Annotated in this window: 17 protein-coding genes and 1 tRNA gene; 3 read left to right on the top strand and 15 right to left on the bottom strand. The window is 45.9% G+C overall.

What is annotated here, in order from left to right; all coding sequences use genetic code 11:
- Window positions 1-69 precede the first annotated feature (69 nt).
- The 3 genes from DWU89_RS15955 (at window position 70) to mazG (ending at window position 3,969) form a co-directional block, all read left to right on the top strand.
- Entirely contained in the window at window positions 70-981 is a 912-nt protein-coding gene (locus DWU89_RS15955; protein ID WP_115500627.1) for an RluA family pseudouridine synthase, read from the top strand.
- Between the two features lie 20 nt (window positions 982-1,001).
- Window positions 1,002-3,089 carry a protein-disulfide reductase DsbD family protein gene (locus DWU89_RS15950; protein WP_115500626.1) on the top strand — a complete coding sequence of 696 codons (2,088 nt, stop codon included), beginning with the start codon at window positions 1,002-1,004 and terminating at the stop codon, window positions 3,087-3,089.
- 94 nt (window positions 3,090-3,183) lie between these two features.
- Complete coding sequence (mazG, locus tag DWU89_RS15945) at window positions 3,184-3,969, top strand: nucleoside triphosphate pyrophosphohydrolase (RefSeq protein ID WP_115500625.1); 786 nt, start codon at window positions 3,184-3,186, stop codon at window positions 3,967-3,969.
- Between the two features lie 95 nt (window positions 3,970-4,064).
- On the opposite strand, the gene DWU89_RS15940 is transcribed toward mazG, so the two are convergent.
- The 15 genes from DWU89_RS15940 to DWU89_RS20905 all read right to left on the bottom strand — a co-directional run.
- Window positions 4,065-4,532 carry a hypothetical protein gene (locus DWU89_RS15940; protein ID WP_115500624.1) on the bottom strand — a complete coding sequence of 156 codons (468 nt, stop codon included), beginning with the start codon at window positions 4,530-4,532 and terminating at the stop codon, window positions 4,065-4,067.
- Window positions 4,533-4,580: 48 nt separating this feature from the next.
- Window positions 4,581-4,970, bottom strand: coding sequence for a hypothetical protein (locus DWU89_RS15935; RefSeq protein ID WP_115500623.1), 390 nt, complete (start codon window positions 4,968-4,970; stop codon window positions 4,581-4,583).
- A 46-nt stretch (window positions 4,971-5,016) separates the two neighbouring features.
- Window positions 5,017-5,568 carry an RNA polymerase sigma factor gene (locus DWU89_RS15930; protein ID WP_115500622.1) on the bottom strand — a complete coding sequence of 184 codons (552 nt, stop codon included), beginning with the start codon at window positions 5,566-5,568 and terminating at the stop codon, window positions 5,017-5,019.
- A gap of 160 nt (window positions 5,569-5,728) precedes the next feature.
- A tRNA-Leu gene (locus tag DWU89_RS15925) sits at window positions 5,729-5,810 on the bottom strand.
- Between the two features lie 123 nt (window positions 5,811-5,933).
- Window positions 5,934-6,524, bottom strand: a complete 591-nt coding sequence (locus DWU89_RS15920; protein ID WP_115500621.1) for a hypothetical protein — start codon at window positions 6,522-6,524, stop codon at window positions 5,934-5,936.
- Window positions 6,525-6,670: 146 nt separating this feature from the next.
- Window positions 6,671-8,308 carry a chaperonin GroEL gene (gene groL / locus DWU89_RS15915; protein ID WP_115500620.1) on the bottom strand — a complete coding sequence of 546 codons (1,638 nt, stop codon included), beginning with the start codon at window positions 8,306-8,308 and terminating at the stop codon, window positions 6,671-6,673.
- Between the two features lie 41 nt (window positions 8,309-8,349).
- Entirely contained in the window at window positions 8,350-8,619 is a 270-nt protein-coding gene (locus DWU89_RS15910) for a co-chaperone GroES (protein WP_005636683.1), read from the bottom strand.
- 227 nt (window positions 8,620-8,846) lie between these two features.
- On the bottom strand, window positions 8,847-10,277 hold the full coding sequence (locus DWU89_RS15905; protein ID WP_115500619.1) for a glycoside hydrolase family 30 protein: 1,431 nt from the start codon (window positions 10,275-10,277) through the stop codon (window positions 8,847-8,849).
- 63 nt (window positions 10,278-10,340) lie between these two features.
- Window positions 10,341-11,696: a histidine--tRNA ligase gene (gene hisS, locus DWU89_RS15900; protein WP_115500618.1), complete on the bottom strand. Its 1,356-nt coding sequence runs from the start codon at window positions 11,694-11,696 to the stop codon at window positions 10,341-10,343.
- Window positions 11,697-11,741: 45 nt separating this feature from the next.
- The gene (locus DWU89_RS15895; RefSeq protein WP_115500617.1) at window positions 11,742-12,428 is read right to left on the bottom strand and encodes a zinc metallopeptidase; all 687 of its coding nucleotides are present in this window, start codon (window positions 12,426-12,428) and stop codon (window positions 11,742-11,744) included.
- A gap of 122 nt (window positions 12,429-12,550) precedes the next feature.
- Window positions 12,551-13,822: an adenylosuccinate synthase gene (locus tag DWU89_RS15890; protein ID WP_115500616.1), complete on the bottom strand. Its 1,272-nt coding sequence runs from the start codon at window positions 13,820-13,822 to the stop codon at window positions 12,551-12,553.
- A 28-nt stretch (window positions 13,823-13,850) separates the two neighbouring features.
- Window positions 13,851-14,309, bottom strand: coding sequence for a Fur family transcriptional regulator (locus tag DWU89_RS15885; RefSeq protein ID WP_115500640.1), 459 nt, complete (start codon window positions 14,307-14,309; stop codon window positions 13,851-13,853).
- 60 nt (window positions 14,310-14,369) lie between these two features.
- On the bottom strand, window positions 14,370-15,053 hold the full coding sequence (locus tag DWU89_RS15880) for a DNA alkylation repair protein (protein WP_115500615.1): 684 nt from the start codon (window positions 15,051-15,053) through the stop codon (window positions 14,370-14,372).
- 7 nt (window positions 15,054-15,060) lie between these two features.
- The gene (locus DWU89_RS15875; protein ID WP_115500614.1) at window positions 15,061-17,094 is read right to left on the bottom strand and encodes a dipeptidyl-peptidase 3 family protein; all 2,034 of its coding nucleotides are present in this window, start codon (window positions 17,092-17,094) and stop codon (window positions 15,061-15,063) included.
- Window positions 17,095-17,297: 203 nt separating this feature from the next.
- On the bottom strand, window positions 17,298-17,498 hold a 201-nt coding region (locus tag DWU89_RS20905; RefSeq protein WP_208642475.1), incomplete at its 5' end, for a hypothetical protein.

Genomic DNA, 17,498 nt, shown 5'->3' with positions numbered 1-17,498 from the left:
CCGCCGTCCCGCTTGCAGCATTGCGTAAAAGCCAGTATCTTTGTGAGCTATCTATATATAATAAGGAATATGATAAAACGCTCACAGCAGAGAGGCACAGATAAGAACAGAGTCCCGCGCGGACGCAAAGTAACGGTGAAAGAAGAGGGCACATTGCTCCCTTTCCTGTTCAGTCTTTTAAACGAACAGAGCAAGAGTTCCGTCAAGGCACTGCTCGCTCACGGACAGATTTCGGTCAACGGGAAGGTGACCTCCCAGTTCGACACGCCGCTTGCCGCGGGCGACGAAGTGACGATCAGTTACGAACGGGGGAAAGTGGAGTTCAACAATCCGCTGCTCACGATCGTTTGGGAGGATGACGACCTGATCGTGGTAAACAAAAAAGAAGGACTGCTCTCGGTGTCGAGTACGCGCGTGAAAGAGCGGACGGCTTACCACCTGCTCAGCGAGTATGTGAAGAAGTCGGACCCGCGAAACAAGATATTCGTCCTTCACCGCCTCGACCGCGACACATCCGGCTTGATGATGTTTGCCAAGAACCAGCAGGTCCAAAAGGAACTGCAAGGAAACTGGAACGCAGCCATCACGGCGCGCACATATGTAGCCGTAGTGGAAGGACGGCCGGAAAAAGACGCGGACCTGATTGTTTCGAACCTGACGGAAAATGCGCAGATGCAGGTTTACGTCACGGCTGAAGGCGACGGCAAGGAGGCGATCACACGTTACCGCCTGCTACACAGCAACGGGTCTTACTCCCTTCTTGAGCTCGACCTCGAGACGGGTCGCAAGAACCAGATACGCGCACAAATGCAGTCTATCGGCCACTCCATAGCCGGCGATTACAAATATGGAGCGGAGACAGATCCCACCGGACGGCTGATGCTTCATGCCCGACGGCTTTTCTTTATCCACCCGGCGACGGGTGAAGAGATGCGTTTCGAGACGCGTATTCCCGATAAGTTCACATCTTTGGCAAAATAAATAAAAACAGAAAGAATAGTATGAAGAAGCTCATGAGTACCTTGATGTTAGTGCTTGTCGCACTGACCGTGCAGGCACAGATTCTCCAGCCTGTGAAATGGAAGATCAAACTGGAAGACTCCGGTTCGGCCGAAAAGGAAATCGTATTTACCGCTACCGCCGAAAAGGGCTGGCACCTGTACGACCAGGATCTGCCGGAAGGCGGCCCGGTCTCGACCTCGTTTACGTTCGAGACGCTGAACGGAGCCGAGCTGATCGGCAAGCCGACCTCGTCCGTCAAACCGACTGTCGTCTACGACGAACTGTTCGCCATGAACCTGCGTTGGTATCCGGGCACAGTGTCGTTCACGCAGAAGATTAAAGTGACCGATCCCGCCAAGTTCAAGGCAGAAGGTGAGGTTGAGTTCATGGCTTGTAATGACGAGACTTGTCTGCCGCCCGACCGCGTGGAGTTCTCGTTCGACAAGAAAAATATCAAAATGACGGCTGCAGCCGAAACGGCGCCCGAAACGATCCAGGAGGATCAGGAAAAGACCGCCGCCGCACAGCCCGATAGCGAAAAGATTACGGAAGATGTCACCACTCCGGTGGCCTCTGCTCCGGCTGTAGACAAAAAACCGGTTGATAATTCTCCGGCCAAAATATCCAACGAACTAACCAACGACGCGGCTCTCTGGACGCCGGTAATCGACCAGATGAAAGCATTCGGCGACACGACAGTTTCCGCCACCGACACGTCCTGGCTGTTTATCTTCTTCGCCGGCTTCCTGGGCGGTTTGATCGCCCTGCTGACTCCGTGCGTATGGCCGATGATCCCGATGACGGTCAGTTTCTTCCTGAAACGGACGAAAGACCGCAAGAAGGCGATCCGCGACGCGGTGACGTACGGGCTTTCCATTATTGTGATTTATTTAGTGATGGGATTGCTGATTACGGGTATATTCGGGGCAAGCGCGTTGAATGACTTGTCGACAAATGCGATCTTCAATATCATATTCTTCCTGCTGTTGGTGGTATTCGCCATCTCTTTCTTCGGAGCATTCGAAATGGTGTTGCCCTCTTCCTGGACGAATAAGTTAGACACGAAGGCGGATTCGACAACGGGTATTATCAGTATCTTCTTTATGTCGTTCACGCTCGTACTGGTTTCTTTCTCCTGCACGGGTCCGATTATCGGGACGTTGCTTGTACAGGCGGCTTCGATGGGAACGGCTGTCGGGCCGGCGATCGGTATGTTCGGTTTTGCATTGGCTTTGTCCATTCCGTTCAGCCTCTTCGCGATCTTCCCGAATATGTTGCAAAGTATGCCGAAGTCCGGCGGTTGGCTGAACTCGGTTAAGGTCGTATTGGGTTTCCTCGAACTGGCATTGGCGTTGAAGTTCCTTTCGGTTGCCGACTTGGCTTACGGATGGCGCTTGTTAGATCGCGAGGTGTTTATCGTGCTTTGGATCGTAATCTTTGCGCTGTTAGGTTGCTATCTGTTGGGCAAGATTAAGTTCAGCCACGACAGCGACCTGCCGTATGTATCCGTGCCGCGTCTGTTTATGGCGATCATCTCGTTCGGTTTCGCTGTTTATATGGTTCCGGGTCTTTGGGGCGCTCCGTTGAAGGCGATCAGTGCGTTCGCTCCTCCTTTGTACACGCAGGATTTCAACTTATATGAAAGTGAAGTGCATGCAGCCTATGACGACTACGAGTCCGGCATGGCGCGTGCCAGACTGCTGAACAAGCCGGTTATGATCGACTTCTCCGGTTTCGGTTGCGTGAACTGCCGTAAGATGGAAGCTTCTGTCTGGACTGACCCGAAAGTAAAACAGCTGTTAGAGAACGATTATGTCCTGATCACCCTGATGGTGGACGACAAGACGAAGTTGCCCGAGCCGATCACAATCGAGGAACATGGCAAGACGCGTAAGCTGAAAACCATCGGTGATAAGTGGAGCTACCTGCAGCGCAGCAAGTTCGGAGCGAACGCCCAGCCGTTCTACGTCCTGCTGAATGCCGACGGTGAACCGCTCGGCCCGTCTTATGCATTCAACGAAGACGTATCCAAATACGTCCAGTTCCTGCAAAACGGGTTGAAAGTATTTAAGGAACAAGGGAAATAATTTGCCAATAGATCAATGTGCCAATATGCCAATTAAGAAGAGACACTTTCCAATTGGCATATTGGCACATTGACACATTAATACATTATCTATAATGGCTACGAAACAAGAAAAGATGGAAGCCTTCGGACAGTTGCTCGACATACTGGACGAGCTTCGCGTAAAATGTCCCTGGGACCGTAAACAGACCAACGAAAGCCTTCGGACGAACACAATCGAGGAGACTTACGAGTTGTGTGATGCCATCATGAAAGATGACAACAATAACATTAAAAAGGAATTGGGCGACCTGCTTCTGCACGTTGTCTTTTATGCCAAGATCGGTGAAGAAAAGGAGGCGTTCGACATCAAGGACGTGTGCGACAGCCTTTGCCAGAAACTGATCTACCGCCATCCGCACGTCTTCGGAGACGCACAGGCAGACACAGCCGGCAAAGTCGAACAAAGCTGGGAACAACTCAAGCTAAAGGAAAAAGGCGGTAACAAAACCGTACTCGAAGGCGTCCCTGCTTCCCTGCCCTCTGTCGTTAAAGCCCACCGCATACAGGATAAGGCGCGCAACGTAGGCTTCGACTGGGAACAGCGCGACCAGGTCTGGGACAAGGTACACGAAGAATTTACCGAGCTGAAGGCAGAAATAGACAAAATGGATGCAGACAAGATGGAAGCTGAATTCGGCGACCTGTTCTTCAGCCTGATCAACGCAGCCCGCCTCTACAAGATCAATCCGGACAACGCCCTGGAACGCACGAACCAAAAGTTTATCCGCCGTTTCAACTATCTGGAAGATCATACCATCAAAGAAGGCAAGTCGCTGAAAGAAATGTCTTTGGAAGAAATGGACCGTATCTGGGATGAGGCAAAAGCGAAAGGGCTATAAAAAACAAAAGGGGAACCGACATCACGTCGCCACCCCTCCCTTAACTTAAACGCCAAAACTAAATCTAAACAAAAAACACAAATAATGATAATATTTTATTTCTTTTTAATCTCTTCTTTCTTATCTCCGTCTCTCATAAACTCCCGTGCGAACTTTCCTTCTGCACGCTTGTATTTGTAAAGCTTCTTAGGAGATAATATCTTTTTAAACTTCTCGTAATACTCCTTTTCCAGTTGTGCTTGCTTCATGTCCACGCTCACACACTCATCGATTACCTTCAAGTAGTCAGCATCGGTAGCATTCTGATTGTGCCTTAAATCTTTGGATAGTTTACGACATTCACGACCGGCCTCAAACATCTTTTCCTGCAGTTCGTTACAAAGAGGAATAAACGCTGCTGCCTCTTCGGGGGTCAAGCCCATTTCTGCCGTAATAAAAGCATTTTTCTTAGCAAGAAATGCTTCTCTATCAAAATTTCGATGCTGTTTCCCACTTTGAGCGTGAGCACTGAATGAGAACACAACTGAACACGCCACAAATGTAATAAAAAATATTTTATTCATACAAGTATTATTACAAAAATATTTTGTCAAACTTATTTTTTCTTCATTTTATTCGATATCTTCCATTTCTTCTGCCAATATATAACCGGCATACTGCTCTTCCAGATACTCCAAGTACTCTTCGTCCTCGGCCGCTTGCAGAGCGGAAACTACTTTAGGAGACACCTCTGTTTTCACGAGTAATGAGTCTGTTTTAGCCGCCTGATCCTCCGGCCCGATCAAAACTTTAAAGAACAACCCCAGTCCGGCAAAAACCGCTGCCATATATAACCAGGGACGAACACGGTCCATCAAGGAAACTTTTTTCACCTCCTTTTCAGGCTCTCTTTCGGGAAGCTGACTCATGATGTTCGCCGCCAACCCTTCCATATACCCTTTGGGCACGGTGAAAGGATTTTTCCCTTTAAGACGGTCCAGATTATTTTGTTCTATTTTCATATCATCTCTCTTTTATGTTCTTTTGACAAATGGTAATACGAAAGGTTTAAACGTCCTTTGTTAAAAACTCCTCTACTTTTTTCACGGCATGATGATAAGAGGCTTTTAAAGCGCCTACAGAAGTTCCGAAAATCTCAGACATATCCTCATATTTCATATCGTCAAAATATTTCATGTTAAACACAGCCCGTTGCTTCTCCGGCAATGTCAGGATCGCTTCCTGCAACTTCATCTGTGCGGCATCCCCATCAAAATACTCGTCCCCTTTCAGGCGCTCCAGCAAAAAAACATCCGTATCATCGATCGAAACGTTATTCTGCGCACGCTGCCGGTTCAGGAAAGTAATGCATTCGTTTATCGCAATCTTGTACAGCCAAGTCGACAGCTTCGCCTCTCCCCGGAAATAGTCGATATTCGTCCAGGCTTTAAGGAATGTATTCTGCAATAAATCGTTAGTATCGTCATGGTCCAATACCATTTTCCGTATCTGCCAATACAACTTCTCCCCATAGAAGTTAACAACCTGCGCAAAGGCATCACGTTGATGTGCCGGATCACGTAATTGTTCTACTATCTCTTCCTCTATATATTGTTGCATTCCTACTACTCACTAATTTGGGGTAAATATAAGAAAATAATCGTTATCTCCCTCTCTTCATTCTAATACAGACAGAAATTATCGATCAAAGTTTAATTATGCATTATACAATAAGGCATAAAAAAAGCGGACAACTTTTACAAGTTATCCGCTTTCGAAGTGCCCAGAACAGGACTCGAACCTGCATGCCTCTCGACACACGCACCTGAAACGTGCGCGTCTACCAATTCCGCCACCTGGGCCTTTCAACACTTTTCAGTGAAACAATCTCTCTCGATTGCGAGTGCAAAAGTAACTGTTTTTTTTGAAACACCAAACGCTTTGACAAAAAAGAATGACAATTCCCGTCACTTTTTTGGCAGGCTCTACTCTTTTATATTTTCAAAATGAAAAGTTCTATCTCCTCCTCTGTAAATCCGGCCTTTCCATTTCCCTTTAGATTGTTTTTGCGATCCGGTAACTTTATCTTTAAAAGTCACTACATAAGTGACAGTCATAACATCCCATTTTTGTTTCCACTTATATGTTAATCGACAATAAGCTGAAATCACAATTGAAGATGCAAGCACTTGGCCTGTGGCACTATACTGCACCATATCGGTATACAAATTTCCTTTTGTAGTAAAAATCTTACCATCCACTATCTCAGACGGCGTTGGAACTTTTACAGAATCACCTTCTGCAAGTAAGAATGCATTCACGTCATCACTCTGAAATAGTGATTCGTTCTTTAAGTATTCTTCATCAGAATTAGTATATGTCATTTTCGAAGGTGTATCATTATCAATCACACGCGGCATCCCATCTACCAATTCAGACTGGACGCCATCGCCTTCTTCCAAGCTATACTCAATACTGGTCAATACATATTGCGGAACACTGGGCAACTCTTCATTATCCTTATCACAAGCGGAGAAAAGGAATAAGCACAAGACAAAAGGTAATAATCGTTTCATACAGTTTAATTTTAAGCTGCTCTAAAGATACGAAGAAATAGTAATCATATCTCCCGCCCTTATCTCTTTAACCATGATTAACAAAAGAAAACGGCCACCTCCCTTTCGGGAAGCAGCCGCTTTTGATTTATGCTTTATGGGAAGAATTACATCATACCGCCCATGCCACCCATACCCGGGTTCATAGCTGGAGCTGCAGGAGCTTCTTCTTTCTTTTCAGCGATCACACATTCTGTAGTCAGGAACATACCTGCGATAGAGGCTGCATTTTCCAAAGCTACACGTGTTACCTTAGTCGGGTCGATTACACCGGCTGCACACAAGTTTTCATACTTGTCTGTACGAGCGTTATAACCGAAGTCACCCTTACCCTCTTTCACTTTCTGAACAACTACTGCACCTTCTTTACCGGCGTTGGCAACGATCTGACGCAACGGTTCTTCGATCGCACGTTTAACGATTTCGATACCGGTTGTTTCATCTTCGTTTTCACCCTTCAGACCTTCCAGAGATTCGATAGCGCGGATGTAAGCAACACCACCACCAGGAACCGTACCTTCTTCGATTGCAGCACGGGTTGCATGCAAAGCGTCGTCTACACGGTCTTTCTTTTCTTTCATTTCTACTTCAGAAGGAGCACCAACGTAAAGAACGGCAACACCACCGGCCATCTTAGCCAGACGTTCCTGCAGTTTTTCTTTGTCGTAGTCAGAAGTCGTATTTTCGATCTGTGTTTTGATCTGACCGATACGAGCCTGGATAGCAGCTTTGTCACCGGCACCGTTAACGATGATAGTGGTATCCTTATCTACTGTAATCTTTTCAGCAGTACCCAGCATATCCATTGTAGCACCTTCCAGCTTCAAGCCTTTTTCTTCAGAGATTACAACACCGCCAGTCAATACAGCGATATCTTCCAACATAGCTTTACGACGGTCACCGAAGCCCGGAGCCTTAACAGCACAAATCTTCAAAGAACCACGCAGACGGTTTACAACCAAAGTTGCCAATGCTTCGCTATCGATATCTTCAGCGATGATCAACAGAGGACGGCCACTCTGAACTGCCGGTTCAAGGATAGGCAGCAAGTCTTTCAATACAGAAATCTTCTTATCGTAGATCAGGATATACGGATTTTCCATCTCGCATTCCATCTTTTCCGTATTCGTAACGAAGTACGGAGAGATATAACCACGATCGAACTGCATACCTTCAACAACATCAACAGTTGTTTCAGTTCCTTTTGCTTCTTCTACTGTGATAACACCTTCTGTTTTCACTTTCTGCATAGCTTCTGCGATCAGCTTACCGATAGCTTCGTCGCCATTTGCAGAAATCTTAGCTACATGTTCGATCTTTTCGAACTGGTCGCCTACAGCTTCAGACTGTGCAGCGAGGCTTTCTACTACTTTAGCAACAGCTTTGTCGATACCACGTTTCAGGTCCATCGGATTAGCACCTGCCGTAACGTTCTTCAGACCGACACCGATAATAGACTGTGCCAGAACTGTAGCAGTTGTCGTACCGTCACCGGCATTGTCATTTGTCTTGGAAGCCACTTCCTTCACCAACTGGGCACCCATGTTTTCGAACGGGCAAGCCACTTCAACTTCTTTTGCTACCGTTACACCGTCTTTTGTAATGTGAGGAGCACCGAATTTCTTTTCGATGATCACGTTACGTCCTTTCGGACCCAGTGTTACTTTTACTGCATTAGCCAGTTCATCCACACCTTTCTTCAGAAGGTCGCGGGCATCCATATCGTATTTAATCTCTTTTGCCATAGTAATATATATCTTATAATTGTATTGTTATTAATAATGAATTAGATAATAGCTAAAATATCAGACTGACGCATGATAAGATATTTCTCACCATCCAGTTCGATTTCTGTTCCTGCATACTTGCCATACAGTACAGTATCACCATTCTTTACAACCATTTCTTCATCCTTTGTTCCGTTACCTACGGCAACAACTTCACCTTTTAAAGGTTTTTCTTTTGCTGAATCGGGAATAATGATTCCGCCAAGTGTTTTTTCTTCTGCTGCAGCCGGCTTAATCAGCACTCTGTCTGCTAATGGTCTAATGTTCATCGTTGTATGTTTTTTAATTGTTAATAATATTACGTTTATCTTGTGCTTTCTTATCGCACGTAAATGTCTATGCGAATACTGTGCCAAAATTGTTATCCGGGAAAAGACTGCCAATTTTGCACCCAGGACAGGCAGACAATGCAAATATGTCTGACAGGATGACCACCCTGCCACAAAAAAACGAACTTCCCCATTACAACAAGAGATGGAACGAGGAAGTTCAACTATCAGTCTATTAAAATAGTAGAAACGGATTGTGCCGGAAGTACCGGTCGATAAACACGGTTTCCTATCCGGATAGAGACGGTGCGGCTGTCATTACTCTCATTGGCCAATGCAACGACAACACTTTTATCGGGATTCACGAAAGCAAGCAGATCGGTAAAAGAACCGGCTGTTTCCACTTTGCGGGCACCCGGCTGGACATAATGGCTCAAATGTTTCATCATATAGTATTCAGGAGTAAAAGAATAGGTCTTGCTTGCCGGATCGACCACAACCAGAGAATTCTGCGCCCACCCCCAACGGCTGATGCCGCCTTTTTCAAGCGATATGTTCCAATACATATAAGCAGAAGCGCCGTGATCCAGATAATGCCGCATCAGGTTCCAGGAATAGACAGCGCCCTTCCAGTCATTCCGCCCGTCGCCACACTCCTGTTCCGTCTGATAAAGTTTCAGCTCCGGATAGCGTTCATGTATTCCTCCTATCGCACCCTTCCCGGCCCATTGGAAACCGACGCCTTTCACGTATTTACGGCAGGCAGGATCTGTCAGGATCGTATCCACCAAAGCCTCATTCTTACGCTCCATCGTTCCGAACATCACATCCACCTGCTGTTTCTCCATTGCCGGTCCCAAGTAATTTCCGACAAAATCAGCCAAGGAGGCCGCTGTCCAACAACAACTGGGAAATATCTGGGCCGAATTAAATTCATTCTGCGGCATAACGGCAAAGATATGGATACCTTGCTCCTTGTAAGCCTCTATAAATTTGGAAAAATATAGAGCATAAGCCCGCAAATAAAGTGAATCCTGGATAAACATATCCTCCCCTTCATGGCCAACTTTATCGGCAGGCAAGCCGTTCCGGTATTTTTCATCATACGCCTCCCCGGTATAAGCGGAAGCATAATGTTTATTGTGCTTCATCCAGGAAGGAGGACACCAGGGAGAAGCCCAAAGACGCAAATCCGCATTATATTTCTGAGCATTCCGGATAAAAGGGATCAGTGTCTGGTGATCATTCGCAATCGTAAAGTTCTTCATTTCAAAATCACCGTCCGTTTCATTATACGAATACCAGTCACGGGAGAAATCATTTGCCCCGACCGGCATACGGCAGATAGTAAAATTAGCACCATATTCCGGAAAGAACAATTCTTCCATGATGCTCTCGCGGTCTGCCGGATTGAGACGGCTCAAAGAAATCCAGCCCAATTCGTTAAAGCAAGCTCCAAAACCATCGATTGTCTGTTGAAGCTTATCTTTATGTATCGTCACATCGATTGTCCGGACCGTATCGGCCGAAGCAGACAACAAATCCGGTTGTTCCTGCCAGAAAGCAGTTTCCGTCGTTGTCACCCAAGACGCACGAGGCTGAAAGGTACAAGACGACAGCAGTAAAAGGATTGAGAGAAGTAAACAATGATTTTTCATAATGATCTGTATATATAAAAAAGAAATGCCACGACATAATCGCAGCACCTCCTCCTGTTATTTTCAGAATTGTCCGATCAATTCCTCTATAGTGACAGGACTCTGTTCGCCTGTCAACATATTTTTCAAGTTGATCTTGCCTTCATTCATTTCGTTTTCTCCGACAATGGCGACAAACGGGATCTTTTTAGTATCGGCATACCCCATCTGCTTTTTCATCTTGGCAGCTTCGGGATATAACTCCGTACGAATACCGGCTGCACGGACTTTCGAGATCAACGGCAGCAAATAGTTTTCCTCTTTTTCTCCGAAGTTCACAAACAGCAACTGCGTTGTCTGTAAAGAATCGGCAGGATAAAGATCCAACTGGTTCAATACGTCGAAGATACGGTCTGCGCCAAATGAGATACCGACACCCGAAACACCATCCATGCCGAACACTCCGGTCAAATTGTCATAACGTCCGCCACCGGTAATACTTCCGATCTGGACATCCAACGCTTTTACTTCAAAGATTGCTCCGGTATAATAGTTCAAGCCGCGAGCCAGTGTCAGGTCCAGTTCCAGTTCAGCATTCAACGGCAACTTGTCGATACGATCCAGGATAAATTCCATTTCGGCAACACCTTTCATCGCTATTTCCGACGCAGCCAACTCCTGTTTCAGCACTGCCAGCTTTTCACGGTTTGTCCCTTTTAACATGATGATCGGTTGCAGACGTGCTATCGCATCTTCGGATAATTCTTTGGAACGAAGTTCTTCATTCACATTATCCAGCCCGATCTTATCCAGCTTGTCTATGGCAACCGTAATATCGACAATCTTATCCGCTTCCCCGATAATTTCAGCAATACCGGAAAGAATCTTACGGTTATTCATCTTGATACAAACACGAATGCCGAAACGGCGGAACACTTCGTCCATTATCTGGATCAGTTCCACTTCGTTTACCAACGAATCGGAACCTACGACATCGCCATCACACTGATAGAACTCCCGGTAACGGCCTCTCTGTGGACGGTCGGCACGCCAAACGGGTTGTATCTGATACCGCTTGAAAGGGAAAGTGATCTCATTGCGATGCTGCACCACAAAACGGGCAAAAGGGACCGTCAGGTCATAGCGCAACCCCTTTTCACAAGCTTTCACGCCGAACTTCACGGCATTGCGTTCCAACAGTTCTTCATCTGTAATACCAGAGAAGCAATCACCGGAATTTAATATTTTGAAAAGCAGCTTATCACCCTCTTCACCATATTTTCCCATCAAAGTAGACAGGTTCTCCATAGCCGGAGTCTCAATCTGCTGAAACCCGTACAGATGATAAACTTCACGAATCGTATTGAATATATAATTACGCTTCGCCATTTCTTCAGGCGAAAAATCTCTTGTTCCTTTAGGGATAGACGGCTTTTGCATATTTCACTATTTTTTTATTCAGAATGCAAAGGTAATGTTTTCTCTTTAATCCCTGCTCCTTCCTCCCAGGAAGATCATGATATAATATAATAATGTAGCGAGCGAACCTAAAGCGGCAACCACATAGGTATAAGCGGCTGAACGTAAAGCATCTTCAGCCTTATCATGCGTATAAGCATTTGTAATCCCGGCATTGCTCAACCAGGCCAGGGCACGCTGACTGGCATTAATCTCAACCGGCAACGTGATAAAACTGAACAACGTTGTCATGGCGAACAGGATAATACCGAAAAGCAGCAACTGCGGGAAAGAATGCAACAGCAACATACCGCCTAACAAGACCCATGTCATGATGTTGGAGGCAAAACTAACGACCGGGACCAACGCCGAACGCATACGCAGAGGCGCATATGCCGTAGCATGCTGAACCGCATGTCCACATTCGTGAGCCGCAACGGCAGCCGCCGCAATACTATTACTATAATAAACCGATTCACTCAAGTTTACCGTCTGGTTAGCCGGATTATAATGGTCTGTCAAATGTCCGGGCGTCGAAATCACCTTCACGTCATAAATACCATTATCATGCAACATCTTCTCTGCAACATCCTTACCGGTCATGCCATTCGGCATCGGTATTTTGGAATACTTCTCAAACTTATTCTGAAGCCGGGAAGAAACCAACCAACTAAGGAGGGCGAAACCGATAAATATAATCCAATACATGCTCATATTCTTCTAATTTATATAGTTATACTAAATAACATAGAACAAAAAGCCTGCCAAAAACAAAAATGGCAGGAGAACCCCCTTCCGGGATGTGGTCTTCTGCCATTTTGTATTATTTTCAGGTCTTATTCTTCCGTATATCTGACAATTGTTTGTTCGCGGTCAGGGCCGACAGAAACAATTTTAATAGGCACTTCCAGCTCTTCTTCCAGGAATGAGATATAAGCATTAAACTCTTCAGGGAATTCGTCTTCGCTCTGCATCTTTGTCATATCGGCATTCCAACCGGGCAGTTCTACATATACAGGTTCGATACCCTCGTTGATTTCAAACGGGAACTCGGTTGTCTCTTCACCATTGATCTTGTAGGCAACACAAGCTTTAACCGTTTCAAAACTATCCAAAACATCACTCTTCATCATGATCAGCTTCGTCACGCCGTTGATCATGATAGCATATTTCAGAGCCACCAGGTCGATCCAGCCACAACGACGTTCACGTCCGGTTACCGCACCATATTCATGGCCGATCTGACGGATCTTTTTGCCTGTTTCGTCGAACAACTCTGTCGGGAACGGTCCACTACCCACGCGTGTGCAATAAGCTTTAAAGATACCATACACATCGCCGATGTTACGCGGAGAAACGCCTAAACCGGTACAGCAACCGGCGCAGATCGTATTGGAGGAGGTCACGAACGGATATGAACCGAAGTCGACATCCAGCATCGTGCCCTGTGCACCTTCGGCCAGAACAGATTTACCTTCTTTCAGATAATTATTGATAACATGTTCGCTATCGATCAGGCGGAACTGTTTCAGGTAGTCCAAAGCCTTGAACCACTGTGCTTCGAGTTCCGTAATATCATATTCATAATTCAGAGAACGCAGAATCGCTTCATGTCTTGCTTTTGCAGCAGCATATTTTTCGTCGAAGTTATGCAGCAAATCACCAACGCGCAAACCGTTACGGCTGACTTTGTCTGTATAAGTCGGGCCGATGCCTTTGCCGGTCGTACCGATTTTGCCGGAACCCTTAGCAGCTTCGTAAGCAGCATCCAATATACGGTGAGTAGGCAGGATCAAATGAGCTTTCTTGGAGATACACAGTTGTTTGGTCAAATCGTGACCGCTTGCGGCAAGCGCTTCCGCTTCCTGCTGGAACAATAACGGATCCAGTACGACACCGTTACCGATAACGTTTACCTTTCCTCCCTGGAAAATACCGGAAGGGATAGAACGTAATACATACTTTTCGCCGTTAAACTCCAAAGTATGTCCTGCATTGGGCCCACCCTGAAAACGAGTAATGACATCGTAGTTCGGAGTCAGCACGTCGACAACTTTACCTTTGCCTTCGTCACCCCATTGCAATCCTAATAAAACATCTACTTTCATCTTTTTATATTATAGGCTGTTAATATTCTTACTTCTTCCGTTGAAGCCGGTATTTACATTTACTGCACACGCCATAAATGTAAAGCGCATGATACTCCGGAGAAAAACGGGATATCTTCAAGTTATCCACATCTTTTTTCAATGTTGCATCTTTCAATTCCCGGATAGCCCCGCATTTGGTACAGATCAAGTGCGAATGTGTCTCGGCCAGTATCCGTAACTCATACTGCATAGACTGCGACATCAATTGATGACGGATAATCAAACCACTGTCTACCAACACATCAAGTGTATTATAAAGAGTAGCCCGGCTTACATGAAAGTTCATTCCCTCCAGTTTCTGATGGAGCATACACATATCGAAATGGCCGGGGAAACTGCATATACATTCCAGTATCACAGATCGTTCCTCAGTCTTTCGTAGTTTTTTCTCAGCAAGATACATGGTGAACATATCTTGCATCTCTGTGTATTTTTTTGCATCCATATTCAAGTTGCGACTCCACGCGACCGACAAAGTTAGCGCATTTATTTTAAACGCAAAGCCTTAACGGGAATATTCAAATTCAAATTTTAAATCATTATAGATTTCCTGCCCTTCGGGTGTCTTCATGAATTCGGGAAACTCGTCGAAGCCGGTCAAGATTTGCCGGGCCTGGCCAGCCGACTGCCTTCCGTAAAATTTCATTGCCTTCACCGCAGCCTGCTTTTCCTTGAAGGACGCCCCGAAATCAGTCCAGGCAACCGTACGCATACATTCGACAATAAACGCCGCCCTCACCGGTGCGATCAGTTCCTTTCCTTCCTTAAACAGTTCAGCCCAGACAAGATAAGCCACCGTACGCGCATATTCGTCTTTCACATTAAAAATCAGCCCAAGCAGCAGATTTTCCACATCGGCCAACTTATGAAACAGATTATGACTGCACTGTTCAGCAATCTCCAAATAGGGGATTTCCTTTACCCACTGCACTGCTTTTTGGAATGAGAATTCGTCTGCCGGCTGTAAGAGAGAGGCCAGTATTTTAAACTCGCGAATATCCTCTTTCCATAAAGCGTCCGCCAACTCGGAATCCGGTTTGTGCATTGCCGCGATCTGCTTGATCTCAGGCAGAGGCACACCGAAATTCAACTTATACACGATGCCTTTCTCGCGCATACTGGTAGAAACCACACCATTCATCGCCAGGCGTAATTGCGTTCTTATCTCTTTCAATTCATCTTGCAGCATACATTTATTATTTATTGTAAGACGGTAAAAATGAATACTCCGTGCTGTAACGCAACATCTGATCGGCATAACCTTCAGTATAATCCAGTACGACGTCCGTTACTTCACCTGTATCACTCTTTATCTCTTTCATCACCGGATTCACAAATCCCTTATACGGTGCCAAATTGAGTTTGGCATACCGTTCAAGCACTTCGGCATGAAGAACCGGATCGACCTTTACGCCATAATCTTCCACAAGTTTCTTCCCCGCTGCAAAATCGCCTTCACTCTTGATACGCTGCACTTCCGCCAACAGGCATCCGAACAACTCGCGCAATTTGGCATAATCATTTACCAGCACATATGTCTTGCCATCGCGCTGTTTCAACTCGACAACGTGATCCGCCTTCCCCTTTTCATATACCCATTTGGCAATCAACTGGCGGTTGCGCATATGGGCCTCTTCCACATTCTTCCCCTGTTCGATGCGCACCAACTGTGTCATAAGGCCGTTCATGATATATTTATAATATTCAGCTTTATGGGCATCCGCATCCGGGACAAGTCCGAGTTCCACCAACTTGGCATCGCCCAGATAATACAAACCGAACAAGTCGGCACGCGCTTCTTCCAACGTAGAACTATATGCTTTCAGAGCATCCGGATCAGTACCGGGAAGGAGCTTGCCGGAACCATGCCCTAAGCACTCATGCAAATCGGTATGCAGGTTATCCGTAATGAAACCATATTTTTTCAACATCTCACGCTCCGCATCACTCCAGACAAACTCTTCACTGAAGCCATTCCCCTGCGAAGCCTTGTCGTAGGCTTCCGTTATATTCTCGATCGTCACGGACTTGGAGCCATGGTCGCGCCGGATCCAATCTGCGTTCGGCAGGTTTATGCCGATCGGAGTGGCCGGATAGCAGTCACCGCCTAACATGGAAACAGTGATCACTTTCGCACTGACACCTTTCACTTTTTCTTTTTTAAAACGTTTATCCACCGGTGAATGATCTTCAAACCATTGTGCATTATCGCTGATCACCTTCGTCCGCTTCGTAGCTTCTTTATTTATAAAGTTCACGGTCGATTCCCAACTGGCTTTCATTCCCAACGGGTCACCGTATGTTTCGATAAAACCATTTACAAAGTCGACATCCGAAACCGTGTCTTCCACCCACAAAATAGAATAGGCATCAAACGTTTTCAAATCGCCCGTCTGATAATATTCGATCAGTTTTTCGATGATTGCTTTCTGCGCTTCGTTTTCAGCAAAGGCAACCGCTTTTTGCAATTCCGACACGATCTTTTCAATTGCCGGTGAATACAGGCCGCCCACTTTCCAGACCTTTTCGACAAGCTTGCCGTTCTCTTTCACCAGGCGGCTGTTCAACCCGTATGAAATCGGGGAAACGGTATCTTTTCCGGCTTTCATCTCCGCATAAAAATCTTCCACCTCTTTCTGGGTAACACCTTCGCCATAATAATTATTGGCAGAAGCCTGAATCAGGTCGGCATCGCCGCTCTGAACCGAGCGTTTTGGCATCACTTCCGGGTCAAAAATCACCGGACTGATCCCGGCAACAAACTGTCCAACCGTCTGTCCCTCTGCGAGTGGAAGTTCCGACACCTCCACCTGCTCCACGCAACTCCGGAAAAACTCAGGAGTGAAGCCGGGCACAAACTTGTCTTCCGCATAGTGATGATGGATGCCGTTTGCAAACCAAACCCGTTTCAGATACGTTTCCAAAGCGATAAACTGCGGCTCCTTCCGGTCGCCCTTATATCCTTTATATATAGCTTCCAGTGTTCTACGAATCGGCAAGTTATAACGGCAATTCTGATCGAACAGGATATCCCGCCCCATCAAAGCCGCCTCCGACAAATGATATAATAGTTGTTTTTGTTTTAATGAAAGGGCCTCAAACCCCGGAACCTGATAACGCAGTATTTGCAGATCAGCAAACTGATCCACTACATAATTAAATTTATCCTGAGCAGCTTCCGCCATCTCAGCCTCCTGCCCTGTACAAGCAGTCATAACCATTGCAGTCATAAGCGATTATTTTATTTTTATAAGGCCGTCTTGCAAAGGTACAGATATTTCGGTAGTTCACAAATAATCCATCAGTTTACGCAATTCATCTTGCAATTGTTTTTTATCGGGTAAATAGAGTTGATATCGACTCACAAACATACACTCCAATTTTCTATTTCACATTGTTTGGCATATTTACAATAACCCCCTATTTTTCTATTTCACCTCAAAAAATGAACGATTTCAATTTGACTTTTCGCTACCGAAACAGCACATTTCGTGACAAACGGACCGGTGGCCTGCGCAGCCCATTCAAAAAGGATGACATTTGTCAAACCGGAACAAAGACTTCCCGACATTCCGATAAAGCTTAACTCCCGGAGAATCGAATATTTGAAAGCATGAAGGGGAAGGGACAGGAA

This window comes from Parabacteroides acidifaciens (genome assembly GCF_003363715.1).
GTDB classification, from domain to species: Bacteria; Bacteroidota; Bacteroidia; order Bacteroidales; family Tannerellaceae; genus Parabacteroides; species Parabacteroides acidifaciens.
Note: the sequence above shows the minus strand (reverse complement) of the source record. Positions and strands in the feature narration are given on the sequence as shown.